General features: G+C 71.0%; 16 protein-coding genes and 1 pseudogene. 12 read left to right on the top strand and 5 right to left on the bottom strand.

All coding sequences use genetic code 11. The features are described 5' to 3' along the window. Window positions 1-13 precede the first annotated feature (13 nt). Complete coding sequence (locus AB0C28_RS42375) at window positions 14-817, top strand: TetR family transcriptional regulator (RefSeq protein ID WP_357852842.1); 804 nt, start codon at window positions 14-16, stop codon at window positions 815-817. Window positions 818-1,210: 393 nt separating this feature from the next. Here the strand turns inward: AB0C28_RS42375 and AB0C28_RS42370 are convergent, their stop codons facing one another. Then, window positions 1,211-3,988, bottom strand: a complete 2,778-nt coding sequence (locus tag AB0C28_RS42370) for a BTAD domain-containing putative transcriptional regulator (protein WP_358081259.1) — start codon at window positions 3,986-3,988, stop codon at window positions 1,211-1,213. Window positions 3,989-4,142: 154 nt separating this feature from the next. Between AB0C28_RS42370 and AB0C28_RS42365 the strand changes: the two genes are divergently transcribed. The 4 genes from AB0C28_RS42365 (at window position 4,143) to AB0C28_RS42350 (ending at window position 7,445) form a co-directional block, all read left to right on the top strand. Then, complete coding sequence (locus AB0C28_RS42365; RefSeq protein ID WP_358081256.1) at window positions 4,143-4,580, top strand: hypothetical protein; 438 nt, start codon at window positions 4,143-4,145, stop codon at window positions 4,578-4,580. A gap of 34 nt (window positions 4,581-4,614) precedes the next feature. Continuing rightward, window positions 4,615-4,929 (top strand): transcriptional regulator, encoded by a 315-nt coding sequence (locus AB0C28_RS42360; protein WP_357852850.1) that lies wholly within the window; start codon window positions 4,615-4,617, stop codon window positions 4,927-4,929. Window positions 4,930-5,219: 290 nt separating this feature from the next. Continuing rightward, entirely contained in the window at window positions 5,220-6,206 is a 987-nt protein-coding gene (locus AB0C28_RS42355) for a pyridoxamine 5'-phosphate oxidase family protein (RefSeq protein ID WP_358081253.1), read from the top strand. Window positions 6,207-6,266: 60 nt separating this feature from the next. Further along, a complete protein-coding gene (locus AB0C28_RS42350) occupies window positions 6,267-7,445 on the top strand; it encodes a GDSL-type esterase/lipase family protein (RefSeq protein ID WP_358081250.1) in 1,179 nt (392 codons plus the stop codon). Between the two features lie 51 nt (window positions 7,446-7,496). Here the strand turns inward: AB0C28_RS42350 and AB0C28_RS42345 are convergent, their stop codons facing one another. Next, entirely contained in the window at window positions 7,497-8,216 is a 720-nt protein-coding gene (locus AB0C28_RS42345) for a MerR family transcriptional regulator (RefSeq protein WP_357852863.1), read from the bottom strand. Between the two features lie 172 nt (window positions 8,217-8,388). Here AB0C28_RS42345 and AB0C28_RS42340 point away from each other — a divergent pair, with 172 nt between their 5' ends. The 3 genes from AB0C28_RS42340 (at window position 8,389) to AB0C28_RS42330 (ending at window position 19,203) form a co-directional block, all read left to right on the top strand. After that, complete coding sequence (locus tag AB0C28_RS42340) at window positions 8,389-9,285, top strand: PrsW family intramembrane metalloprotease (protein WP_358081246.1); 897 nt, start codon at window positions 8,389-8,391, stop codon at window positions 9,283-9,285. Window positions 9,286-9,722: 437 nt separating this feature from the next. Further along, on the top strand, window positions 9,723-18,737 hold the full coding sequence (locus AB0C28_RS42335; RefSeq protein WP_358081243.1) for a SpvB/TcaC N-terminal domain-containing protein: 9,015 nt from the start codon (window positions 9,723-9,725) through the stop codon (window positions 18,735-18,737). A 94-nt stretch (window positions 18,738-18,831) separates the two neighbouring features. Then, complete coding sequence (locus AB0C28_RS42330) at window positions 18,832-19,203, top strand: hypothetical protein (RefSeq protein ID WP_358081240.1); 372 nt, start codon at window positions 18,832-18,834, stop codon at window positions 19,201-19,203. Here the strand turns inward: AB0C28_RS42330 and AB0C28_RS42325 are convergent. Continuing rightward, window positions 19,200-19,862, bottom strand: coding sequence for an HNH endonuclease family protein (locus AB0C28_RS42325; RefSeq protein WP_358081237.1), 663 nt, complete (start codon window positions 19,860-19,862; stop codon window positions 19,200-19,202). The genes AB0C28_RS42330 and AB0C28_RS42325 overlap by 4 nt on opposite strands. A 129-nt stretch (window positions 19,863-19,991) precedes the next feature. Between AB0C28_RS42325 and AB0C28_RS42320 the strand changes: the two genes are divergently transcribed. The 3 genes from AB0C28_RS42320 (at window position 19,992) to AB0C28_RS42310 (ending at window position 21,655) form a co-directional block, all read left to right on the top strand. Further along, window positions 19,992-20,396, top strand: coding sequence for an RNA-binding S4 domain-containing protein (locus AB0C28_RS42320; protein ID WP_358081234.1), 405 nt, complete (start codon window positions 19,992-19,994; stop codon window positions 20,394-20,396). A gap of 83 nt (window positions 20,397-20,479) precedes the next feature. Next, complete coding sequence (locus tag AB0C28_RS42315) at window positions 20,480-21,169, top strand: DUF899 family protein (protein ID WP_357852881.1); 690 nt, start codon at window positions 20,480-20,482, stop codon at window positions 21,167-21,169. Between the two features lie 51 nt (window positions 21,170-21,220). Beyond that, window positions 21,221-21,655 carry a GNAT family N-acetyltransferase gene (locus tag AB0C28_RS42310; RefSeq protein WP_358081231.1) on the top strand — a complete coding sequence of 145 codons (435 nt, stop codon included), beginning with the start codon at window positions 21,221-21,223 and terminating at the stop codon, window positions 21,653-21,655. A gap of 2 nt (window positions 21,656-21,657) precedes the next feature. Here AB0C28_RS42310 and AB0C28_RS42305 read toward each other — a convergent pair whose 3' ends face one another. Next, window positions 21,658-22,062, bottom strand: coding sequence for a hypothetical protein (locus tag AB0C28_RS42305; RefSeq protein WP_346106491.1), 405 nt, complete (start codon window positions 22,060-22,062; stop codon window positions 21,658-21,660). A gap of 206 nt (window positions 22,063-22,268) precedes the next feature. Here AB0C28_RS42305 and AB0C28_RS42300 point away from each other — a divergent pair, with 206 nt between their 5' ends. Further along, on the top strand, window positions 22,269-23,294 hold the full coding sequence (locus AB0C28_RS42300) for an NAD-dependent epimerase/dehydratase family protein (protein WP_358081229.1): 1,026 nt from the start codon (window positions 22,269-22,271) through the stop codon (window positions 23,292-23,294). A gap of 98 nt (window positions 23,295-23,392) precedes the next feature. On the opposite strand, the pseudogene AB0C28_RS42295 reads toward AB0C28_RS42300, so the two are convergent. Then, window positions 23,393-23,648: pseudogene (locus AB0C28_RS42295) on the bottom strand (ISAs1 family transposase); the annotation flags it as partial.

The following is a 23,648-nucleotide window of genomic DNA, read 5'->3' as shown; positions in this document are numbered from 1 at the left end:
CCAGACTGGGCCCATGGCGAAGCGAACGGCGAAGCGGGCCCCGCGGCGGACCGACGGGCTGTCCAGGGAGGTGATCGTCCAGGCCGCGATCGACCTGCTGGACGAAGGCGGCGTGAGCGCGCTGACGCTGCGTGCGCTCACCATCCGCCTGAGCACCGGCTACGGGGCCGTCTACCACCACGTCACCGACAAGAACGACCTGCTCGCGGCGGCAGCCGACGACGTGATCGCCCGCGTGCTGTCCGGCGCGGTCGTCGGCGCCGACCCTCCGGAGGCGCTGCGGGGCGTCGCGCTGGGCCTGTTCGACGCGATCGACGCCCACCCGTGGGTCGGCGCCGAGCTGTCCCGGCAACCGTGGCGGCCCGCGCTGCTCGACTTCTACGAGAGCGTCGGCAGGCTGCTGCACGCGCTCGCCGTTCCCGAGCGAGCCCGCTTCGACGCGGCCGGCGCCCTGGTCAACTACGTCCTCGGCGTCGCCGCCCAGAACGCCGCACAGAACGCCGCCCGCACAGGCCGGCGCCCAGCGCGGGACCCAGACCAGGGCCCAGACCGGGACACAGACCGGGACACAGACCGGGACCCAGACCAGGGCCCAGACCGGGACACAGACCGGGACACAGACCGGGGCCCAGACCAGGAGACGGGCCGGGCGGACTTCCTGGCCGGCGTCGCCGAGCAGTGGTCGGAGCTGGACCCCGGCCGGTACCCGTTCGTGCACGAGGCGGCGACGCGCCTGCGCGAGCACGACGACCGCGACCAGTTCCTCGCCGGCGTCGACATCTTCCTGGCCGGCATCGCCACCCTGCGCCGGCCGTGAGCCGAACGGACCGTCGTCGTCCTGGCACCACCGCGACCGGCCCCGCTCCGCCGCCCGCTCAGGTTACCGAGCGTCTCACCGTTCGAACACAGGGTTGATCATCAGGCGCATCCTCCCCAGGGTTCGAGGCCGACCAGGCCGTCTCTCGCTGGAGGACTTTTGTTGAAGACCCGCATTCTGGGCGCCGCGTTGGCCATCGCCACGTTGAGTGCGTTGCTGGTGGCGAGCCCGGCGCAGGCGAATGACGGAGTGTCTTCCGGAACTTGAAGGTACGGGACCTCTGCCCCCAGGACAATCTTCCGGTGAAAGCCCGGACCGTATGGAAATACACCAACGGCAGCTGGCACACAGGCGCCTGGAGGAAGGACACCAACGGCTGCCGCGAGCACCAGGTCAGAGCATGTTCCCGATCGGCCCGGGCATCTCGGGGACGGGCTGATCGAGCAGGTCGTCCACCTCCGCGCGGGTCAGGAGGCGGGCCTCCAGCAGGGTCGTGAAGCAGTCGTGCCAGACCCGGCGCGCCTCGGCGGCCCGGCCCAGCTCGTGCAGGGTCCGGCCGCACCACCAGGCGGCCACGGCATGGCCGATGCGGTATCCGGCTTCGCGGAGGAGGGTCAGCGCGACCTGGAAGGTGTCGGCCGCCTCGACGAGGCGTCCCGCGTGCAGGTAGGCGCGGGCCAGCGTCTCGTGGGACGTGCCCTCCACGTACAGGCTGCCGCTCCACTCCACGACCGCGATCTTCGCCTGGGCGATGGCCTCGTCGAAACGGCCCTGCCGGTAGAGCAGGTGCACGCCGTTGTTGTGGATGGTGCCGCGCGCGTAGGAGTCGTCCGTCTCCTCGGCGATCTCCATGGCGCGGGCGAAGTTGATCCGGGCCAGGTCGAGTTGCCCGAGCAGGGTGTGGATGATGCCGAGGTTGTTGAAGGCGCCGATCCTCCGGTGCGGCAGACCGGCTTTCCCCCAGCACACGACGGCCTCCTTCAGCTGCTCGATCGCCTGCTCGTGACGTCCCTGGTCGCGATGGACCCAGCCGAGAAAGCTCGCCGCCTGCGCCTGCCCGGCCCAGTCGCCGCGCCGCGCCGCCACCGTGATCGCGTTCAGGTGCACGTCCGCCAGGTGGGTGACCCAGCCGCGGTAGTTGAACGGCCAGTGCAGGCCCAGCGCCAGCCCGACGGCGGCCTGCGGATCGGCGGAGTCGGCCGCCTGATGCGCCACGGCGAGCAGGTTGTCGCGCTCGGCCTCGGTCCACTCCTCGACCTCGCGCGCGCTCGTCAGGGCGACGCCTGGCTGCTCCGCCGCGTAGTAGGGGTCCTGGATCTGGGCGTGCACCCGCCGTGTGGCGGTGTTGGCCGAGGCCAGGTAGTGGTGCAGCCCGCGGCGGAGTGCGGCGGCGCCGTCCTGGCCGGGCAGTTCGGCGGCGGCCTGTTCGCGGGCGTACAGGCGGATGAGGTCGTGGAACCGGTACCGGCCGGGTCCCGCGGGCTCCAGGAGCCGGACGCCGTGCAGCCGTTCGAGCGCCGCCGCGGCGCGTGCCTCCGGCCAGCCGGCCAGGGCGGCCGTGGCGGCGGGCGTGTGGGTGGGCGTGTCGAGCAGGCCCAGGAGCGGGAGTACGCGCGCGGCGTCGTGGCCGCCGTTCTCCTCGCGCAGGTGCTGGTGACTCACCGCGATGCTGGCGCGTACGGCCAGGTCGGCGTACTGCAGGGTGTCCAGGCGGTGGGTGGCGTCGGCGAGGCGGCCGGCGAGGTCGGCCAGCCGCCGGCCGGGCCGCGCCGCCAGCCGGGCGCCGGCGATCCTGATGGCCAGGGGGAAGCCGCCGCACAGCTCGGCGATCTTGGCGGCGGCCTCAGGCTCGCGTTCGACGGGCTCCCGGCCCGCGACCCTGGCCAGCAGCGTGACGGCGTCGCGGTCGCCGAGCCCGGCCAGGTGCAGGTGACCGGCCCGGTCGAGAGTGCTCAGGGCGTCGCGGGAGGTGACCAGGGCCCGGCAGGCGGCGCCCGCCGGGATGAGCGGCCGCACCTGGCCGGCGTCGAGCGCGTTGTCGAGGATGACGAGCAGGTTGCTCGCCGCGGTGAGCGATCGGTAGCGGGCGATCGCCCCCTCCAGATCGGCCGGTACGGCGGAGCCGTCCAGCCCCAGTGACCGCAGCAGGTGCCCCAGGGCGTCGAGCACGGAGAGCGGCTGAACGCCTGGGGTGGCGCCGTTGAGGTCGACGTAGACGACGCCGTCGCAGAACCGCCCGGCCAGCGCGTGCGCGACGTGCACGGCGAGCGCCGACTTGCCCACGCCGCCTGGCCCGTCCACGACCGCAACGCCCGTGCTCAGCAGCGTCTTCCGCAACCACTCCGCCTCCTCCTGCCGGGCGGTGAAGGCGTGGATGCCGGCGGGCAGCTCGGCGGGGACGATCGTGGCGGACTGCTCAGGTGTGCCGAGTTCGAGCACCGGGTCCTCGTCGAGGACGGCCTGCCGCAGCCGGCGCAGCCGCGCGCCCGGTTCGAGGCCGAGCTCCTCCACCATGGCGGCGTGCCCCTCCTGGTACACCGCCAGCGCCTCGGACGGCCGGTCCGCCCGGTAGAGCGCGAGCATCAGCTGGGCACGCGGCCCCTCCCGCAGCGGATGAGCCAGGACGTACGGGGTCAGATCGGTCACCACCCCGTGCTGGTCTCCCCTGGCCAGCCGCAGGTCGATGTGGTCCTCGAAGGCGGCCATGCGCTCCTCCTCCAGGCGCTTGGCCTCGATTCGCGCCCACGGATCGGCCAGTTCGGCCAGGGCGGTCCCCCGCCACAGGGCCAGCGCCCGCCGGAACAGCTCGTCGGCCGTGCCAGGATCGCGCCGCTCGCGCGCCGACCGCGCCTGGGCGGCCAGCCGGGTGAAGTGGTGCGCGTCGACCTGGTCGCGGGGCAGGTCCAGCAGGTAGCCGCCGGGCACGGTCGCGATCGTCGCTGGGGCGAGCGTGTCGCGCAGCTTCGACACCACGATGTGCAGCTGCTTGCCGGCCGTGGCGGTCGAGGTCTGTCCCCAGACGTCGGTGACGAGCTGCTGCATGGTGACGGGACGGCCGGCGTCCAGCGCCAGGCGCGTCAGTACGGCGACGCGGCGGCGGCCCACCAGCCCCACCCGTCGCCCGCCCAGCGTGACCTGCCAGGGCCCGAGGTACCCGATCTCCGTTGTCATCAGCACAGGAGCCTAGGAAGGGGCGGTATATCGCCGGTATGCCCACCGGCAGCCGGTCTGCGCCCGTCGCGGCCTGGGCTCGTCGCGCGACGAAGGAACCGGCGACCTTCTCGGCCATTGACTTTCCAAGACGGAAAGTGATTGACTTTCCACCATGGAAAGTCATGACGGCCTCACCGCCATCGCCGAGGTGCGCGCGGCCCTGGCCGACCGGCTGACCCCTCCCTGGTGGTACCACCCGAGCTTCGGGCTGCTGCTGGCGTGCTGCGTTCTCGCCGTCGGGCTCGGCGACACCGCGGTCAGGCTCGGCGGCGTGGTGCTGCTCCTCGCCGGTTGCGCCGCGATCGTCGCCGCCTATCGCCGCCGGACCGGTTTCTGGGTGTCCGGCTTCGACGCGGGCCCCGCCGGGCGGTGGATCGGCGCGACCGGCCTGGTGGCGATCCTGGGGCTCGTCGCGGCCTTCGGCGTCGGCTCCTTCACCGGCCTGCGGTGGCCGGTGTGGTGCCTGGCCGTGGTGGCGTTCGCGGCCGCCACCTCCCTGGGGCGGCGGTTCGACGTCGCCCTGCGGGCCCAGTTGCGGGCAGGCGCATGAGCGGGCGGTTCGGCACGGCCGTACGGGCGGGCGCATGAACGCCGGGTTCGACGAGGTGATCCACGCGCCGAACCGGTTGCGCATCTGCGCGCTGCTCGCCGCCTCCTCCGTCGCCGAGTTCGCCGCGCTGCGTGAGGTGCTCGGCGTGGCCGACTCCGTACTGAGCAAACACGTGAAGGTGCTGCAGGACGCCGGCTATGTCACGGTCTCCAAGCCGACCGGGCGGGGCCGGGTGAAGACCTGGGTGAGCCTGACCGCCGAGGGGCGGCGCGCCTACGCCGGGCACGTCCAGGCACTCAAGGCCCTGCTCGACACTCCCGGCCTGCCCGCGGGCGCGCCGCATGAGTGAGAACGCACCCGTACGGGTCCGCGCGAACGTGAGCCGGCGCGGATCCGGGCTCTCCCCTGTCCCGATTCCGCGCTTCGAGAGGCTTCAAGACCATGCACACAGCACCCCGACCCTCGCCGTCGCCCTCGCCCTCATCCCCGCCCTCACCTTCGCCCGCGCCGTCGTCCCCGCCCTCACCTTCGCCCTCGCCGAGCGGATCCGGCCCGCGCGCGAGCGTCGCCGCTCACCACCGGATCACGACCGCGTCCCAGCTCGAAACGATCATCGGACGCCCGGCGCCACTCGTGCTGATGAAGGAGCTGGCGGAGTTGGACGACGCCGCCCGGCGCATGCTCGACCTCGCGTCACTGGCGGGCTTCGGCTACCGCGACGCCGACGGGCGGCCCCGTTCGACGGTGATCGGCGGTGCGCCGGGCTTCGCCGTGGTCGAGTCGCCGACACGGTTCGCCTTCGCCTGCGACGCCGACGCGTCCGGCCCGGTCTCCTTCGTCTTCCTGCTGCCCGGCGTCGGTGAGACGCTCCGGGTCAACGGCTCGGTCGCGGAACGCTCCGACGGCCGCATCGTCGTCGCCGTCAGCCAGGTCTACGTCCATTGCGCACGAGCGATCCTCCGTTCCCGGCTGTGGAACCCGTCCGTCGCCACAGAACCGCCGGCTCAAGCCGACCTCACAGAAGGGCCGCTGTCCGGTACGGGGATCGCCGGGTTCCTGGCGGCCTCGCCGTTCGCGGTCGTGTCCTCGTGGGACGGCGACGGCGGCGGCGACACGAGCCCGCGCGGCGATCTGCCCGGCTTCGTCCGGGTGATCGACGGGCACACGCTGGTCATCCCGGACCGGCGCGGCAACAAGCGCGCGGACACCTTCCACAACCTGCTGGCCGATGACGGGTTCGCCGCGGCGATGCTCGTTCCCGGCCGAACCGACGTCCTGCACGTGAGCGGCACCGCCCTGGTCACCGACGACCCCGAACTGCTGGCCGGGATGGCGCTGGGCAGTACCGTTCCGCAGGCCGCGCTGGTCGTCACGGTCGAGCGGGCCGAGGTGACGCCCAGCCGGGCCGTCGCCGCCGCGGACCTCTGGGACGACGCCGTACGCGCCGACGCCGCCACCCGGTCGGAGCTGATGGCGCTGACGACCAGGCAGCTCGGCCAGGCGAAGCCGGCATTGCGCCGGCCGGCCCGCGTGCTGGCCGTGTTCTCCGGGCTGATCCGGCGGATCATGGACGCCTCCTACCGCCGCGCGCTCAGAAAGGAAGGCTACGACGACCGAGCTTCCTAAGCACTAGACCTAATTGCCTAAACTTGTTAGGAAATACGTACCGAACGACAGGTTGAGGCGATGAGCACCGAACCCGGCTGGACCACCACCCCCGTCACCACCGACCTCCTGCGCGGCCAGCTCGACGTGGAGCCGACCGCGCACGGCCTGCTGCCGCACCGGCTGCCCGCACGGGCGCGCAGGCAGATCCCCGACGAGCAGACGGCCATGGCACAGGCCCAGCCCTCCGGCGTGCGGCTGATCTTCCGCACCGCGGCCACCACCGTCGAGCTGGACACCCTGCCCACCAAGCGGGCCTACCGCGGCTTCCCCGCCCCGGCGGACGGCGTCTACGACCTGCTGGTCGACGGCGAGCTCGCGGCCCAGGCCACGGTGAGCGGCGGCCGGCTCCGTACGGTCACCGACATGTTCACCGGGGCCACCGAGCTGACCGAGGGCCCGCCTGGAACGGCGCGGTTCACCGGGCTGCCGGCCGGTGACAAGGACGTCGAGATCTGGCTCCCGCACACCGAGATCACCGAGCTGATCGCCCTGCGCACCGACGCCCCGATCGAGCCGGCCCGCGACAACGGACGCCGGGTGTGGCTGCACCACGGCAGCTCCATCAGCCACGGCTCGAACGCCACCCACCCCACCGCGATCTGGCCGGCCCTGGCCGCCGCACTGGGCGGGGTGGAGCTGGTCAACCTGGGGTTCGGCGGCAGCGCGCTGCTCGACCCGTTCACCGCCCGCGCGATCAGGGACGCCCCCGCCGACCTGATCAGCCTCAAGCTCGGCATCAACATCGTCAACGGCGACGTGATGCGCCTGCGTGCCTTCACCCCGGCGGTGCACGGCTTCCTCGACACCGTCCGCGAGGGGCATCCGGACACTCCGCTGCTGGTCGTGTCACCCATCCTGTGCCCGGTGCAGGAGGACACCCCCGGCCCGCTGGCGCCCGACTACGACGGCCGGACGCTGCGGTTCAAGGCCACGGGCGATCCGGCCGAGCGCGCGGCCGGGCGGCTGACCCTGAACGTCATCCGCGACGAGCTCGCCCGCATTGTCGAGCAGCGGGCGGCCGACGACCCGAACCTGCACTACCTCGACGGCCGCGACCTCTACGGCGAGAGCGACTACGCCGAGTTCCCGCTGCCCGACGAGGTCCACCCCGACCCCGCCGGCCACCGCCGCATCGGCGAGAACTTCGCCCGCCTCGTCTTCACCGGCAAAGGCCCCTTCACCCCCGAAACCGCCTGATCCACCCGAGCCACCCGAGCCACCCGACCGCCGACACCGGCCGGGCGTGGCTCAACCGTGCTCTTTCCAGATGCGGATGAGCACGTCGAGCTGGGCCGGGTTGTAGAGGTCGCGGATCGCGTCGAACAGCGCCTCGGCCGCCGCCTGCCGCCCCTGATCCGCCTGGTCGATGGTGCGCGGCGGCCCCGGATGCTGCTCGCTCAGCGCGATCATCCTCGGGGTGAGGTGCCGGGCGAGCCGTTCGCGCGTCTCCTCGTCGGCATCCGGCGCGAGCGTGTCGAACTCGTCGGCCACCTCGTCCCGCTCGTAGTCGCGCAGCAACGCCTGCCAGTGCTCCGTGTTGTCCTCCCCCACCACGTGGGAGATCACCGCGAACAGCGACCGGTCGGCGGGCGAGAGCCGCGCGTCGGTGGCCGCGGCCGAGATGGCGAAGGGCAGGTCGGTGGGCACCGGCCGGTGCCGCAGTTTCGCGATCTCCCGCCTGGCCTCCTCCAGCCGGGCGATCGTGGCGGCCAGTTCGGCGTCCACGGCGCTCAGGGTCTCGTCGAGGTCGTCGGAACCGTCCTGCATCGCCCCGATCGCGGCGAGCGAGAAGCCGAGCCCGGTCAGGCGGCGGATCTGCAGCAGCCGGACGAGATGCTCGGTGCGGTAGACCTTGTAGCCGTTCGGCAGCCGTTCCGGCTCGTCGAGCAGGCCGATCTCGTGGTAGTGCCGGACGGTGCGCAGGGTCGTCCCGGCGAGCCGCGCGACCTCCCGCGTGCTCCACCCCATGCCGGCCCCCTCACCGCGCGCCCAAGCCCGTGCCCAGCCCCGCACCACGCGCTCCGCCGCAGGCCGGGCCCTGTCCGTGGCCGGTCGATTTGAGTATGCCGTAACGGCACGGTGTCTCCTTCAACCGGCGGCCCGCACCCCCGCGGGCGCCGGAAGGAGACGAGGAACCACGATGCGAACATCGACGAGCCCGGCGCGCGGCCGGGCATGGGTGCTCTGGCCCGTCGTGGCGGGTGCCACCTGGCTCAGCTCCATCTTCTGGGTGGGCACGCAGATCGGCCTGGACGGGGTGGCGGTCGGCCTGCCGCTGTCGGCTCTCGTCACGTGCGCGGTGGCGGGCGCGTTCCTCTGGCTCGGCCGCCGGCGACACGGACGTCCGCGCCGCCTGACCGTCTCGGCGTTCGTGTGGGGCGCCTCGATCGCCGCCTTCTGCTCGCTCTGGTCGCAGCAGGGGCTGCAGGCCCTGGTCGACACCGCCGTGAGCACCGAGTTCGGCGCCTGGTTCCGCCCGCTGGTGATCACCCCGGTCACCGAGGAGGTCTTCAAGGGGCTGTTCCTGGTGTGGCTGCTGGCGCGCCGCCGCGACCAGCTCACCGGCCTGCCCACCGGCCTGCCCACCGGCCTGCTCGACGGCATCGTGTACGCCGGGCTCGTCGGCGCGGGCTTCTCCTTCACGGAGAACGTGCTCTACTTCGGACGCGCCGTCACCACCTTCACCGAGTCCGACACGTCCGACGTGAACGCCGTCGCCCTGCTCGGCGCCAGCCTCATCCTGCGCGCGGTGCTGGTGCCGTTCTTCCACCCGCTCATGGTCGCCCTGTTCGGCCTCGGCGTCGCCGCTGCCGCCGGCCCGTCCGGCAGGGGCGCGCGTACGGGGCTCGTCGTCGGGGGCCTGGCCGTCGCGATCGTGCTGCACGGCGTGTGGGACTGGGCGGGGCTCGCCGGGGACGATCCGCTGCTCATCTACAAGATCTACGGGGCCGTGATGGTCCCGGTCTTCTTCGCGATGCTGGTGCTCGCCCTGATTCTGCGCCGACGAGAGCGCCGCGCCGCACAACTGCGGGCGTGAGCGGCGCGCTGCGGGGCGTGAGCAGGCGCGCCCGTGATCGTCCGGCGGGCGTGTCCGGATCCGGCCATTTTTCACAGGTGCCTTGACTGGCAGCGGGCTTGACTCCGCTGGTCAAAAGCCCTGCCGGTTATGTAAGACGACGAACATGAGAAATATGCGTCTCTGGACAGCGGAATGCACCCGATGTTATCGATGAGGCGCGGCACTGATCACCTAATGCCGCTCATTCGCCAAACCAAGAACCAGCACCCCCCTCAGTGCCATTGTCCCTGCTTGGAGTGGTTGTGATCAGTGTACGTTCGCGCATCTTATGCGTGCTCACAGTTCTGGCATTAACGATAAGCGGATTGTCACCGGCGGCCCGGGAAGCGGCCGCGGAAACGGTGTCGCCGGAATGCATTCCCGGCTCGCCGGCCCCGAGCGGGCAAACTCAGTCCTTGACTGCTCCGACGAGCCCGCCCTTCAAGGCCACCGCGGAGAGCGGGACGCCCGAGACCCTCACGTACGACGACGTCCGGCTGGACGTCGGCTCGGCGGCGCTGGACGAGCCGACGGAGATCGGCATCACCCCGCTGACCGAGGGCGAGCTGCCGGTGCTGGGCGCCGGGATGGAGAACGTGACCGAGGGGCCGCGGGCCGGCTACCGGTTCACGCCGACGCCGTTCGAGTTCGAGACGGACATCACGATCAGCATGCCGTACGACGCGGCGAAGCTGACGGCGGCCGGGCTGACCCCGCAGGACGTGCGGACGTTCTACTTCGACGAGCAGGGCGCCTGCTGGCGGCCGCTGGTGCGGGTCGCGGTGGACACCGAGCAGCAGCTCATCCTGTCGAAGACCGACCACTTCACCGACATGGTGAACGCCACGGTGACCGCCCCGGAGGGCCCGGACCAGATCTCGTTCGACCCGACGACGATGACCGGCATCCAGGCCGCGGACCCGTCGGCGGGCGTGAACCAGATCGCCGCGCCGGTGGCCGACAATCATGGTGACGCGCGGCTGTCGTACCCGATCGAGCTGCCCCCGGGCCGTGGCGGCGTGGAGCCGTCGCTCGACGTGAAATACGCGTCGTTGAGCGGCAACGGCTGGATGGGCGTGGGCTGGGACCTGTCGGTGCCGTCGATCGCGATCGACACGCGCTGGGGCGTGCCCCGGTACGACGCCGCGAACGAGACCGAGACGTACGTGTTCGGCGGCCAGCAGCTGACCCCTGTGGCGCATCGCGGCGCGGCCCGGCCGCGTACCGCCGACAAGGTGTTCCACCAGCGGGTGGAGGGCTCGTTCTCGCGCATCCTGCGCAAGGGCGACTCGCCGAAGAGCTACACCTGGGAGATAACCGATAAATCCGGCATGAGGTGGCGGTTCGGCGGCGAAGGCGCCGTGCTGGCCGACGACGCCGGCAACATCTTCTCCTGGGCGCTGCGCGAGGTCCGCGACCCCAACGGCAACGCCATGCGTTACCAGCACGCCCTCGTCGAGGACGCCGGGGTGACCGGCGGCACGGTCGAAGGACGCGCGCTCTACCCGAAGAAGATCAGCTACACCGGCCGCGACGACGCCGACGGCCCCTACTCCGTGACGTTCCTGCGGGACAGGGAGCTCGGCGAGCCGCGCCGCCAGGACGTGCTGATCGACGCGGCGGGCGGGTTCAAGCGCGTCGTGGCCGACCTGCTGCGCCGCGTCGAGGTGCGGCTGGACGACGACCTGATCCGCCGCTACGACTTCGTCTACGCCCAGGGCGCGTTCAACAAGACGCTGCTGAAGACGATCCAGCAGTACGACGCCGCGGGCAAGCTGTTCAACAGCCACGAGCTGGGCTACTTCGACGACATCCGCGACGCCGCCGGCAAGTACGCCGCCTTCAAGCAGGTGACCTGGGCCTCCCCCGACGACAACGTGAGCAACGGGCTGGTCAACGGCATCCGTTCGGGCGCGGGCGAGGCGGGCGCGCTGAACGGCAACACCTCCACCAGCGCCGGCGGCCACCTCTACACCGGCTGGGGCCCGCTGCCGAGCAAGACGAACTCGGTCGGCGTGAAGACCGGCTTCAGCCGCGGCTCGGACGAGGGTCTGCTGGCCCTGATCGACGTGGACGGCGACAGCCTGCCGGACAAGGTGTTCAGGAGCGGCGGCGGCTTCGTCTTCCGCAAGAACCTGTCGCGCCCCGGCGGCGAGCCCCGCTTCGCCGCGGAGACCAAGCCCGTACGCGACCTGCCCGGCCTCTTCGCGCAGGAGTTCAGCTCCCGCACGGTCGGTGTCGAGGCCTACCCGGGCGGCGGCGCGGTGCAGCTCGACTACGTGGACACGATCAGCACCACCGACAGGTACTTCAGCGACGTCAACGCCGACGGCCTGACCGACCTGGTGAACGGCGAGAGCGTGCTGTTCGGCCGGGTCGGGGCCGACGGGGTGCCGGTGTTCGGGTCGGCGGCGGACACGCCGGTGCCGATCGGCGGCAGCGAGGTGGACGCCGACGGCCTGCTGCCCGACTACTCGGAAGACCGGGAGCGGCGTGAGCAGTCGTTCCCGCTGGTCGACACCCTGCGCCGGTGGACGGCCCCGCACGACGGCACGATCGCCGTCACCGGCGCGGTCAAACTGGCCGAGGTCACGGACGAGCTGCCGGCCTTCGCCGACCCCGACGGGGTCCGGGTCGCCGTCCAGCGCGAGGACGACGAGCTGTGGTCGGCCCGGATCACCGACCACGCCGAGCACACCCCGGAAGGGGTGGACGCGATCCAGGTCCGCAAGGGCCAGCACGTGTACTTCCGGGTCGGGTCGGTCAAGGACGGCGCCGCCGACCGGGTGACCTGGGACCCGACGATCACCTACACGAACCTGCCTGAAGCGGCCGACGCCAACGGGCTGTCGCTGACCTCGTACACCGCGTCGGAGGACTTCACCCTGGCGGGGCGGGCGGCCACGGTGTCGGCCCCCAGGGACGGCACGCTGACGCTGGGCGGCGCGGTCACCAAGAGCGCGGTCACCACCGACGACGTCACCATCCGGATCAGCCGCGCGGGCACGCCCGTCTTCGAGAAGCAGGTCGAGGCCGGGTTCACCGGCGAGGTGCCGGTGGCGGCGGAGATCGCGGTGACCAAGGGTCAGGCGCTGTCGTGGCGGATCGACGCGGACTCGCCGATCGACGTGACCGCGCTGAAGTGGACGCCCACGGCGGCCTACGCCGAGACCTCGCCGGTGCCGGACGAGTTCGGGCAGGTCTTCTCGGCGCCGTACGACATCAGCACCTACGCGATCACCGGCGAGGCGGCGCGGCCGTTCGAGGTGACGGCCGGCGGGACGCTCACCGTCACGCCGCAGCCGGTCGCCGCCGGCGGTGCCACCGGCCAGGTGGTCTTCACCGTGAAGAAGCAGGGCGCGCGGCTGGTCAAGCAGGCCGTCACCCTGGGCGCGGAGCCGGTGCCCGTGCAGGTCGAGGCGGCCGTCGGCGACAAGCTGTTCTTCGAGTTCAGCACCACCCAGCCGCGCCTGCTCGCCTCCGCGTCGGTGCTGGTGGACGGGGTCGAGACGGCGGCGACCGCGTACGGCCCCGAGCCCGAGGGCGTGTACGGCCGCTCCTACCGGGGCTGGGCGTACGCCGGCTACAACGGCAACGGCGACCGGGCCACCCAGCCGATCAGGCAGGGCGACCTGGAGAAGGTGGAGGACGTCCAGGAGCAGTTGCCCGAGGACGTGGACGTGGACCGCGACCGGCCGGACTTCGAGCGGGACCCGAAGGTCACGCCGCCGAACGCGATCCTGTTCGTGCCGCAGCCGGACCGGGACCGCTGGGGCTCCGGCGAGGACCTGTGGGTCTCCCGAGGGACGGTGAACAGCTCACGGCTGGGCGGCCAGGCGATCGGCCTGCCCACGGCCGCCGACGTCTCCGGCGTACGAGCCGTGCCTAGAATGTCGCGTTCTGAGCAGATCTCGGTGACCGGCGGCGTCGGCGGCGGGGTCGGCAGCGTCGGCGGCAGCATCGCCAGGGGCAGCGCCAGCGGCGAGCTGGACTACCTCGACATGAACGGCGACGGCTTCCCCGACGTGGTGGGCACGGGCGGCATCCAGTACACCGACCCGAGCGGCGTACTGGGCGACAAGCGCGGCGCCACGCCCGACGGGACCGTCCGCTCCTCGGAGAACGCGGCCGGCAACGCCAACGCGGGCAGCGCGGCCAGGACGATCACGACCGGCCGCGGCAACGGCGCCCCCAGCGGATCGACCACCGAGAACACCTCCTCGGCCGGCAACGACATGCCGCCGCTGGGCATCGGCGGCAGCCTCGGCACCGGCACCTCGGACGCCGAGTCCGACCTGATCGACATCAACGGCGACGGCCTGCCCGACCGGGTGTACGAGGACGGGCGCGCCGCGCTCAACCTCGGCTACCGCTTCGCCGCGCCGGAGCCGTGGCCGGGCGGGCCGCTGAACGACGGCGAGACCGACAACGCCGGCCTGAACATCGGCTTCAACACCGACTTCTACGGCTTCGCCGGCGGCGCGTCGTTCAACCAGGGCGACAGCACCACCTCGGCGACCCTGGCGGACGTCAACGGCGACGGCCTGGCCGACCGGGTGTTCGCCGGCTCGCCGATCAGGGTGGCGATCAACACCGGTGGCGGGTTCGCCGCGCCGGTCGAGTTCGGTGGCAGCCTGTCCGGGGTGAGCGGCGACGTCAACGCCCGGCTGGGGGCGGGGGCGTACTTCACGGTCTCGATCCCGATCGCGTTCGGCATCGGCGGGTTCGTCATCATCAACCCCGGCGCCGACACCTCGACCGGCGCTTCGCGTGCCTCGCAGCAACTGCGGGACATCAACGGCGACGGCTTCGCCGACCACCTCGCCTCCGGCGCGGACAGCCAGCTGACGGTGGCGGCCAACCAGACCGGCCGCACCAACCTGCTCAAGACGGTCAAACGCCCACTGGGCTCGACCATCGAGCTCGACTACACCCGCGACGGCAACACCTACGACCAGCCGGGCTCCCGCTTCGTGCTCAGCTCGGTCAAGACCGACGACGGCCTGGCCGGGGACGGCGAGGACGTCCAGCACACCACGTACGCCTACGCCGGCGGCGTGTACGACCGGCTGGAGCGGGAGTTCCGCGGCTACGGCACGCTGACGACCCAGATCCGCGACCGGAACGGCGAGGTCTACCGGGCCATCACCTCCGAGTACGACACCCGCGGCCACTACAGCAGCGGCCTGCTCACCCGCACGCTCACGGCCGACGGCCAGGGCCGGCCGTTCATCGAGATGCTGACCACCTACGAGTTCCGCGACGTCGGCACCGGCGAGGCGGGCGACGTCCGCAGCACCACCGCGACGATCTTCCCCATGCCGGTGCGCACGGACAAGCGCTGGTACGAGGGCCAGAGCGAGCCGGGCAAGCAGACCAGGAACGAGACGGTCTTCGACGACCTCGGCAACCCGGTCAAGATCACCGACTATGGCGAGAGCGGCGGCGCCGACGACGTGGTCACCACCACCGGCCACACCGACTGCGCGGACACCTACATCGTCGGCGTCCCCAACAAGTCGGAGGTGCGGGGCGGCGGCAAGGTCATGCGCTACAGCGAGGCCGACATCGACTGCGCCACCGGGAACATGACCAGGCACCGGGCCAAGCTGGGCGACGGGTCGGTCGCGGTGACCGACGCGACGTACAACGCGAACGGCACGCTGGCCACGCTGACCGGACCGGCCAACCACCGGGGCCAGCGGACCAAGCACACCTACACCTACGACGACGTGATCGGCGCGCACGTCGTCTCGACCGAGGACCAGTTCGGCTACGTCTCCTCGTCCACGTACGACCTGCGCTTCGGCGAGGTGGCGACCTCGGTCGACATCAACGGCCAGCGGCTGGTCCACACCCGCGACGACGCCGGCCGCATCGCCACCGTGACCGGCCCGCACGACCACGAGGCCGGCAAGACGACCATCGCCTTCGAATACCACCCCGAGGCGAGGGTCCCGTACGCGGTCACCCGCCATCTGGACCGAGCCTCGGACGGAACGGTCAAACCCGACACCATCGACACCGTCACCTTCACCGACGGCCTGGCCAGGGTCGTGCAGACCAAGAAGGACGCCAGGGTCGGCGGCACCGACGGGATGACGGTCTCAGGCCGGTCGACCTACGACGAGTTCGGGCGCGTGGTCGAGCAGTACTACCCGCTCAGCGAGCCGAAGGGCGCGGGCAACACCGCGTACAACCCGGCGGTGGACCGGGTCTACCCGACGGTCAACGAGTACGACGTGCTCGACCGGACAGTGCGGACCGTCCTGCCTGACGACACCAGCAGCAGCACGGTCTACGGCTTCGGCGCCGACCGCTCAGGCACCCGGCAGTTCACCGCCGCCGTGACCGACGCCGAGGGCAACACCAAGGCGACCTTCTCCGACGTACGCGAGAACACCACCTCCGTACGCGAGCCGAACGCGGTCAACGGCGGCCCGCCCACCTGGACGAGCTACACCTACGACCCGCTGAGCCAGCTCGCCAAGGTCACCGACGGCCAGAACAACGTCACGACCAGCACCTACGACGACTTCGGCCGGCGCACCACGATCGACAGCCCCGACCAGGGCAAGGTCACCACCAGGTACGACCTGGCCGGCAACGTGACCAGCAAGGTCACCGCCAGTCTGGACGCCAAGGACAAGAAGATCGGCTACTCGTACGACTTCGATCGGCTGGTCGCGATCGACTACCCGATCTTCAAGCACAACGACGTCCGCTACACCTACGGCGGCCCCGGCGCCGAGTACAACGGCGCCGGCCGGCTGACCAAGATCGAGGACGCCGGCGGCGTCACCACCCGCCAGTACGGGCCGCTCGGCGAGATCGTGGCGGAGACCAAGGTGCTGCCCGGTTCCGGCCACCACCACAAGATCTTCACCACGAGTTACCGCTACGACAGCTTCGGCCGGGTGCTCCAGCTCATGTACCCCGACGGTGAGCTGCTGTCCTACGGCTACGACTCCGGCGGGCAGGTGATCTCGGCCACCGGGGTCAAGGGCGCGCACACGTATCCGTACCTGCGCGACATGCACTACGACAAGTTCGAGCAGCGCACGCGGGTGGTGCTGGGCAACGGCACGACGACCACCTTCAGCTACGACGCCGCCGACCGCAGCCTCGCGCTGCTCAGCTCGACTCTGCCGAGCGGGTACGAGTTCCAGCGCTACCGCTACGGCTACGACGACGTCGGCAACATCACCCGGCTGCAGAACGACACGAACATCCCCAACGGGTCCACCACCCCCAAGCTCGGCGGACCGTCCACACAGACCTACATCTACGACAACCTCTACCGGCTGACGCAGGCGAGCGGCCAGTACACGCCGGACATCCGCACGACCGACACGTACGCGTTCCGGCTCACGTACGACACCGTGCACAACATCGTCGGCAAGCACCAGCGGCACGCCGTCGTGGACGCCGAGGGCGTGGAGAAGGTGCGGCAGGACACCAGCTACACCCACGTCTACTCCTACGACGGCTCACGCCCGCACGCGCCGACCCAGGTCGGACCGGACCGGATGCGGTACGACGCCAACGGCAACCTCATCGACCAGGACCCCAGCTCGTCCGGCAAGCCGCGGCGGCAGCTGATCTGGGACGAGGACAGCCGGCTGGCCTGCGTGCACGACACGACCAAGAACGACACCCAGCCGCAGGACCCGTCGGCCTGCGACGACCACCGCAAGCCGCCCACGGTCCGCTTCACCTACGACAGCCAGGGCCAGCGGGTGGTCAAGGACGGTCACCAGACCAGCCTGTACCCGAACCAGAACTACACGACTCGCAACGACACCGAGTACAAGCACGTCTTCGTCGGCACCACCCGGATCGCCACGAAGACCACCAAACCGCCGTCCGTCTTCGAGAAGGACCAGTTCTTCTACCACGGCGACCAGATCGGCTCCACCACCTTCGGCACCGACGGCAACGGCCGGCTGGCCGAGCATCTCAACTACTTCCCCGGCGGCGAGACCTGGGTGGACGAGACGCCGGGGCAGGCGACGCCGTACCAGTTCACCGGCAAGGAGCTGGACCCGGAGACCGGCTACTACTACCACGGCGCCCGCTACTACGACCCGCGCATGGGCCAGTGGAAGTCCGCCGATCCCGTCATCGGGGACTACCTGAACGGCGACGGCAACAACGGCGTCTACAACCCCGGCAACCTCAACTCCTACGGCTACGGCTACAACAACCCCGTCCAGAACACCGACCCCGACGGCAACCTCGTCTTCCTCGTCCCCGCGGCCATCCTGGTCGGCAAGGGCGTCATGTGGGGCATGACCGCCTACAGCGCCTACCAGGGCGCGCGGACGATCGCCAACACGGTCACCGACATCTCCGAAGGCCGCAAGACCTGGCAGGAAGGCGCCACGGAGGCCGGCTGGGCGCTGGCCGAGACGGGCGCCGAGGCCACCATCGGCAGGCTCAGGATCGTCGAGCGCACCGCGGAATGGGTCGGCAACACCCAGGCGGGCCGGCGCGTCACGAACTGGGCCGCCGAGAAGGCCGGCGACCTCTACGACGCGGCCCGCCAGCGGATGGGCCGGTCGGGCGGCTGCCTCAACAGCTTCACCCCCGGCACCGACGTGCTCATGGCCGACGGCACCACCAAGCCGATCGAAGACGTCGAGGTCGGCGACCAGGTCCTCGCCACCGACCCCGAGACCGGCGAGACCGGGGCCAAGACCGTCACCCACCTCATCACCGGCGAGGGCGACAAGAACCTCGTCAAGATCTCCGTCGACATCGACGGGGACCGCGGCGACGAGACCGCCGACATCACCGCGACGGACGGCCATCCGTTCTGGGTGGAGAAGCTGGATCGCTGGGTCGACGCCGGGGATCTTGAGGCCGGCATGTGGCTGCGCACGTCGGCGGGGGCGTACGTGCAAGTGGACGCGATCAGTGAGTGGACCGCGCAGCAGCGGGTGCACAACCTGACCGTGGACGACCTGCACACGTACTACGTCTCAGCCGGAGAGACGCCGGTCCTCGTCCACAACACCCACCCGTGCTTCCCCGGGGTCGAGGTCCGCGTCAACAGCGGCGGTCTGGCCACCGACGCCTTCAACCACCGCAAGAACTCAAAACTCGGGCCGTTCGGCCGAAACGTGGCGGTGGCCATCGTCGCGCCTTCGGGGCGGCCCGTATACGGCATCAGCCAGGGCGACCCCCGGCACTCAGAAGACATGATCCTCGCGCAGTTGAGGAAGGGTGAAACGATCACGGCGCTCTACTCCGAGCGCCAGGTATGCCCGCGATGCATGAGCCGGCTCGGCCCTCGCATGGCACCTGACGCGCAAGTCAGCTGGTCCGTCCCCTGGGGTGATCCCGACACGGAACTGGGAGACCTGATCAACAAACAGTCGAACGAGAGACTGACCGAGATGCTCAGCAAACACTTCGGTATGCCGTAGAAACGCCTGTCAGCTGCGGGGCCGACGTCCACGAGAACGCCGGCCCCGCTTGCTAGAGTGACCCGGTCTCGCGGCGGCCATCCGGAGGACGACCTTGATCGAGCACCAGATCTTCGCCGAGAAGGTCAAATCCACCCTGGCCAGGGCCGGTCTGCCGATCGCGGGCACCTTCGACTCCTCGCTCACCTCCGGCGTCTACGTGGAGATCGCGGACGACCAGCGTCTTCCGCCGGAGCTGTACCTGAAATGGCGGGTCAACCCCGTCCTGACCCAGCATTTCGTCCAGGTGGACATCGCCCGCCTCACCAGCGACCCCGTCGTGGCCGAACTGAAGAACGCGCAGCGGGCGATCAACACCGCGATCATCTCCATCCTCGAGTTCGCCGGCTACGTGGCGCGGGTGAACCAGGATCTGCGCCCCGGCGAGATCCACGTCGTCGAGCCCGCCACGAGCCCGGGACTTTAGCTCCTTCGGCAGGTGCGGAGCATGTTGAGCAGGGCGCGGCGCTCGTTCCTGGTCACGAAGAGCCGGTAGTGGTGTTTCACGCTGATCCAGGAGGTCGCGTAGCGGCACCAATAGGCGCGGCGGGACGGGCGCCAGCTCTGCGGGCCCTGGCCGCCCTTGGCGATGTTGGCCGAGTGGCTGACAGTCAGCAACTCGGCGCGGGTGAGGTCGTTCGCGAAGGCGCGCCGTTTGGCCTGGCTCCAGCGTTTCGCCCCGGAACGCCAGGCGTACGCGAGCGGCACCACGTGATCGACGTCCACCAGCCGCTCGCTCTTCAGCCGCCGGCCGTCGTACGGGCTGTACCAGATCCCCTTGACCGGGTGGCAGGCCGCGTTCTTGCGGACGCGCCGGCCGTCGCGGGCCAGGACCAGCTCGCGGGTGCTGCACGCGCCCTTGCGGCGCGGCCAGTGCGGGCGGAACTTCTTGCGGTGGTAACCCCGGATGGACAGGGCTCTGGCCACCTTGAGCTGGCCGAGCATGCGTTTGGCGTGGGCCGCCGACACCGTTTTGGGGCGTTTGCGGGGCTCCGCGCCCGCCGGCGGCGCGATGAAGGCGGCGACGAGCAGGACGAAGACCACAGCGAGCATGGGGGCGTGGAACGCCCGCCTCAGGGGGACCATGACGGGACCCATCCCCCGCGCGGGGCGGCGCTATTCCGGCCGGGTTACGCCGTGCGCTGATCGACAGCAGCGCCCCGGCCGGCTTAGAGGCGATCGACGGCGTGAGACGCCGGTCAGTACAGTGGCGGGGTGGCAGAGGAGCAGGTGAGCGCACGGGTCGACAGCTGGATCTGGTCGGTCCGGCTGACGAAGACCCGTTCCGTCGCGTCCGACGCCTGCCGGGGCGGTCACGTCCGGGTCAACGGGGTGCGGGTCAAGCCCGCGCACGCCGTCCGGGTGGGTGACGAGATCCGGCTGCGGCACGACGGGCGCGAACGCATCGTGGTCGTCTCCCGGATCATCGCCAAGCGGGTCGGCGCCGCCGTGGCCGCCGAGTGCTACGTGGACAAGAGCCCGCCGCCTCCGCCGCGCGAGGAGGTCGTGACGGTGGCCGTACGCGCCCGGGGCGCGGGCCGTCCCACCAAACGCGAGCGGCGCAGCCTCGACAAGCTGTTCGGCCGGCCTGGCGGGGAAGGGCGCGGGTCCCGGGAGTGATCCCGCCGGGTGCACCGATGAGTTTCGCGGCCGCTCCTGGTCTACCTCTTCGTCCGGACGACACGTACGAGGAGTGAGAACTCATGAGCACCAACGCGCTACCGCCGATCGTCGACGCCGAGACCTGGCAGAAGCAGCTCGACGAGCTGCGGGTCAGGGAGAAGGCGGCGACCCGCGAGCTCGACGCCGTCGCCGCCCAGCGCCGCCGCCTGCCCATGGTGCGGATGCCCGACTACGTCCTCGACGGCGAGGAGGGGCCGGTCCGGCTCGCGGACGTCTTCGCGGGCAAGCGGCAGCTGATCGTCTACAACCACATGTGGTTCGAGGGCAAGGAGTGGCAGTGCCCCGGCTGCACCGGGTTCACCTCGCAGTTCACCCGGCTGGAGTTCCTCGACGACTACGACGCCCGCTTCGTCATCGTCACCCAGGGCCCGATCGACGAGGCGCTCGCCTACAAGCGGCGGGTCGGCAACAAGATGACCTGGTACTCCACCGCGAACAGCCCGTTCGGCTCCGACGTCGGGGCGCCGCCCGGAGGGGGTTTCGCGGTCAACGTGTTCCTGCGTGACGGCGACGCCGTCTACCGCACCTGGCACACCAACGGCCGCGGCACCGAGCAGCTCAGCCACACGTTCGGGCTGATCGACCTGCTGCCGTACGGGCGGCAGGAGGAGTGGCAGGACTCCCCCGACGGCTGGCCGAAGGCACCCACCTACAGCAAGTGGACCGGCTCGAAGGAGATCGCGGCCGCCTACGGCCCTGACCCCGCCTGACCTGCCGCCCCTGTCGCGGGCGTCATCCGAGGGGGCGTTAGGCTCGCCCGCATGCGGATCGTGGAACGCCCCCTCACGGACGCCGGTCTAGCCGCCCTGATCGACGCGGCCTTCGGCGAGCTGGTCGCCAAGTACGGGCCAGAAGGCCGCTCGGCCGTGCACGCCGACGCGAGGTTCCTGGTGGCGGTGGTCGACGACCACGCCGCCGGGTGCGGCGCCGTCCAGCCGGCCGAGGGCACGACCGGCGAGCTCAAACGCATGTACGTCGCCCCCGGCCACAGGGGGCGCGGCATCGCCCGGTCGCTGCTGAAGGCGCTGGAGGGCCTGGCGGCCGAGATGGGCTACGACCGGCTGCGGCTGGCCACCGGCCACCTCCAGCCGGAGGCCATCGCCCTCTACGAGAGCGCGGGCTACCAGGCGACCGCGCCCTACGGCAAGTACGTGGGCGAACCACTGGTCTACTGCTACGCCAAGGACCTGCGCTGAGCTCAGTCGAGCCTGGCCTCACGTCCGTGGACGATGAGCGCGTACAGGACGAGCACGTCGATCGCGATGACGGCGAGTGACCACCAGGGGTTCACCGCGATCCAGGTCAGCTGGGTGAGCGCGTTCAGCATCACCAGTACGACGCCGACGACCCTGGCCCAGTTCTGGCCGACCATGACGGCGACGCCGGTGGCCAGGACGAGCACGCCCAGGACGAAATGTACCCAGCCCCAGGTGGTGACGTCGAAGATGAGCAGGCGGGCGGCCGTCTGTACGTAGACGCGCTCGGCGAACACGGCGGCCAGGCCGGTGATGACGTTGAACAGCCCGGCCATGATCATCATGGCGCCGCCGAACCAGACCCAGCCGACCCAGCCGGTCATCCGGGGTGCGTGATGGTAGGTCATCGGAGAGTCCCCCTTATCCGGTTCCGCCTCGTGGAGGCGTCGTCCTTTACCTTGTCTGCCCGGACGGGAAGCACGGAAATCGACATATGCCCATAAATAGGACGAGAGTGGTCCATCTTTTGAAAAATGGGGATCTGTCGGCGCGGGGGGCTGCTGATCACGGAGGCTTGCGGATCACTAGGGTGGTCGACAAGGAGGCATCCCACATGTCAGATCTGCACGTGGTTCTGGGCGCGACCGGCGCGATCGGCTCGGCCGTCGTCGCCGCGCTCACCGCCCGCGGCCACCGCGTCCGCGCCGTCAGCCGCCACGCCACCTCGGGGGCCGACCAGTCGCGAGCCGGCGGCACCGCCGGTGAAACCACCGCCACCGCCGACGGATCCGGCGTCGCCGCCGGCGAGTCCGGTGCCGCCTCCAGTGAGCCCCCGGTGACGGCCTTCGCCGCCGATGTCGCCACCGCCGAGGGCGCGGTCGCCGCATGCCAGGACGCCGCCGTCGTCTACCAGTGCGCGCAGCCGAAATACGAGCGCTGGGCCGAGGAGTTCCCCGCCTTCACCCGTACGGTGCTCGCCGGGGTCGAGGCCACGGGGGCCAAGCTGGTCATGGCCGACAACCTTTACGTCTACGGACCCGTCACAGGCCCCATGACGGAGGACCTGCCCCACGCCGCCACCAACCCCCAGGGCCGGGCCCGCGCCGAGGTGGACGCGCTGATCCTCGACGCCCACCGCGCCGGCCGCGTCCGCGCCACCCTGGGCCGCGCCTCCGACTACTACGGCCCCGGCGGCACCAACACCACCATCGGCCCGACGATCTTCGCCGCCGCGCTGGCCGGCAAGACCGCCCGCTGGGTCGGCGACCTCGACCAGCCCCACACCGTCGCCTACCTGCCCGACATCGCCGCCGCCCTGGTCACCCTCGGCGAGAACGACGGCGCCGACGGCCGCGCCTGGCACCTGCCCGCCGCCGAACCCGTCACCGGCCGCGCGTTCCTCGACCTGGTCTGGGCCGCGGCCGGCGGCACCCCCAAGATCGCCGGGCTCGGGCGCGGCACGCAGCGCCTCCTCGGCCTGGTCAACCCGACCGTGCGCGCGCTCGGCGAGACGTGGTACCAGCGCGACCGCCCGTTCGTCGCCGACGATTCGGCCTTCCGCGCGGCGTTCGGCCCGGTCGAGGTCACCCCGCACGCGACGGGCGTGGCCGCCACGCTCGACTGGTACCGCGCACACTGAGCCCACCCGCTGATCACCCAAGAACGCCCTTTTTATTGGGCGAAAATCGCTTTTGTTGCGTGAATGGCAGCTGATACGTGAACAGGGCCGATGCGTTCTCATGTTGTAAGACCTAGTAGTTGAAGGCCGTCGGCGGGGTGGCTGCGGTAGTGGTCGGTGGCGGCGGCGATGTTGGTCCAGCCGATCAGGCGGGCTAGGCCGATGGCCAGGTTGCGGAGGCCCGCCATGATCCGGGGTGCGGTGCCGGTGCGGACTCGTGAGGCGTCTTCGCGGTAGGTGACGTCACGGATGTGGTGCAGGACCTCGACGTTCCAGTGGCCGCGGATCAGGGTGGCGAGGTGTGCGTGGGTGATC

It is taken from the genome of Nonomuraea sp. NPDC048892, from assembly GCF_040649735.1.
GTDB classification, from domain to species: Bacteria; Actinomycetota; Actinomycetes; order Streptosporangiales; family Streptosporangiaceae; genus Nonomuraea; species Nonomuraea maheshkhaliensis.
The sequence above is the reverse complement of the archived record's forward strand: the minus strand, read 5'-3'. Positions and strand labels throughout refer to the sequence as shown.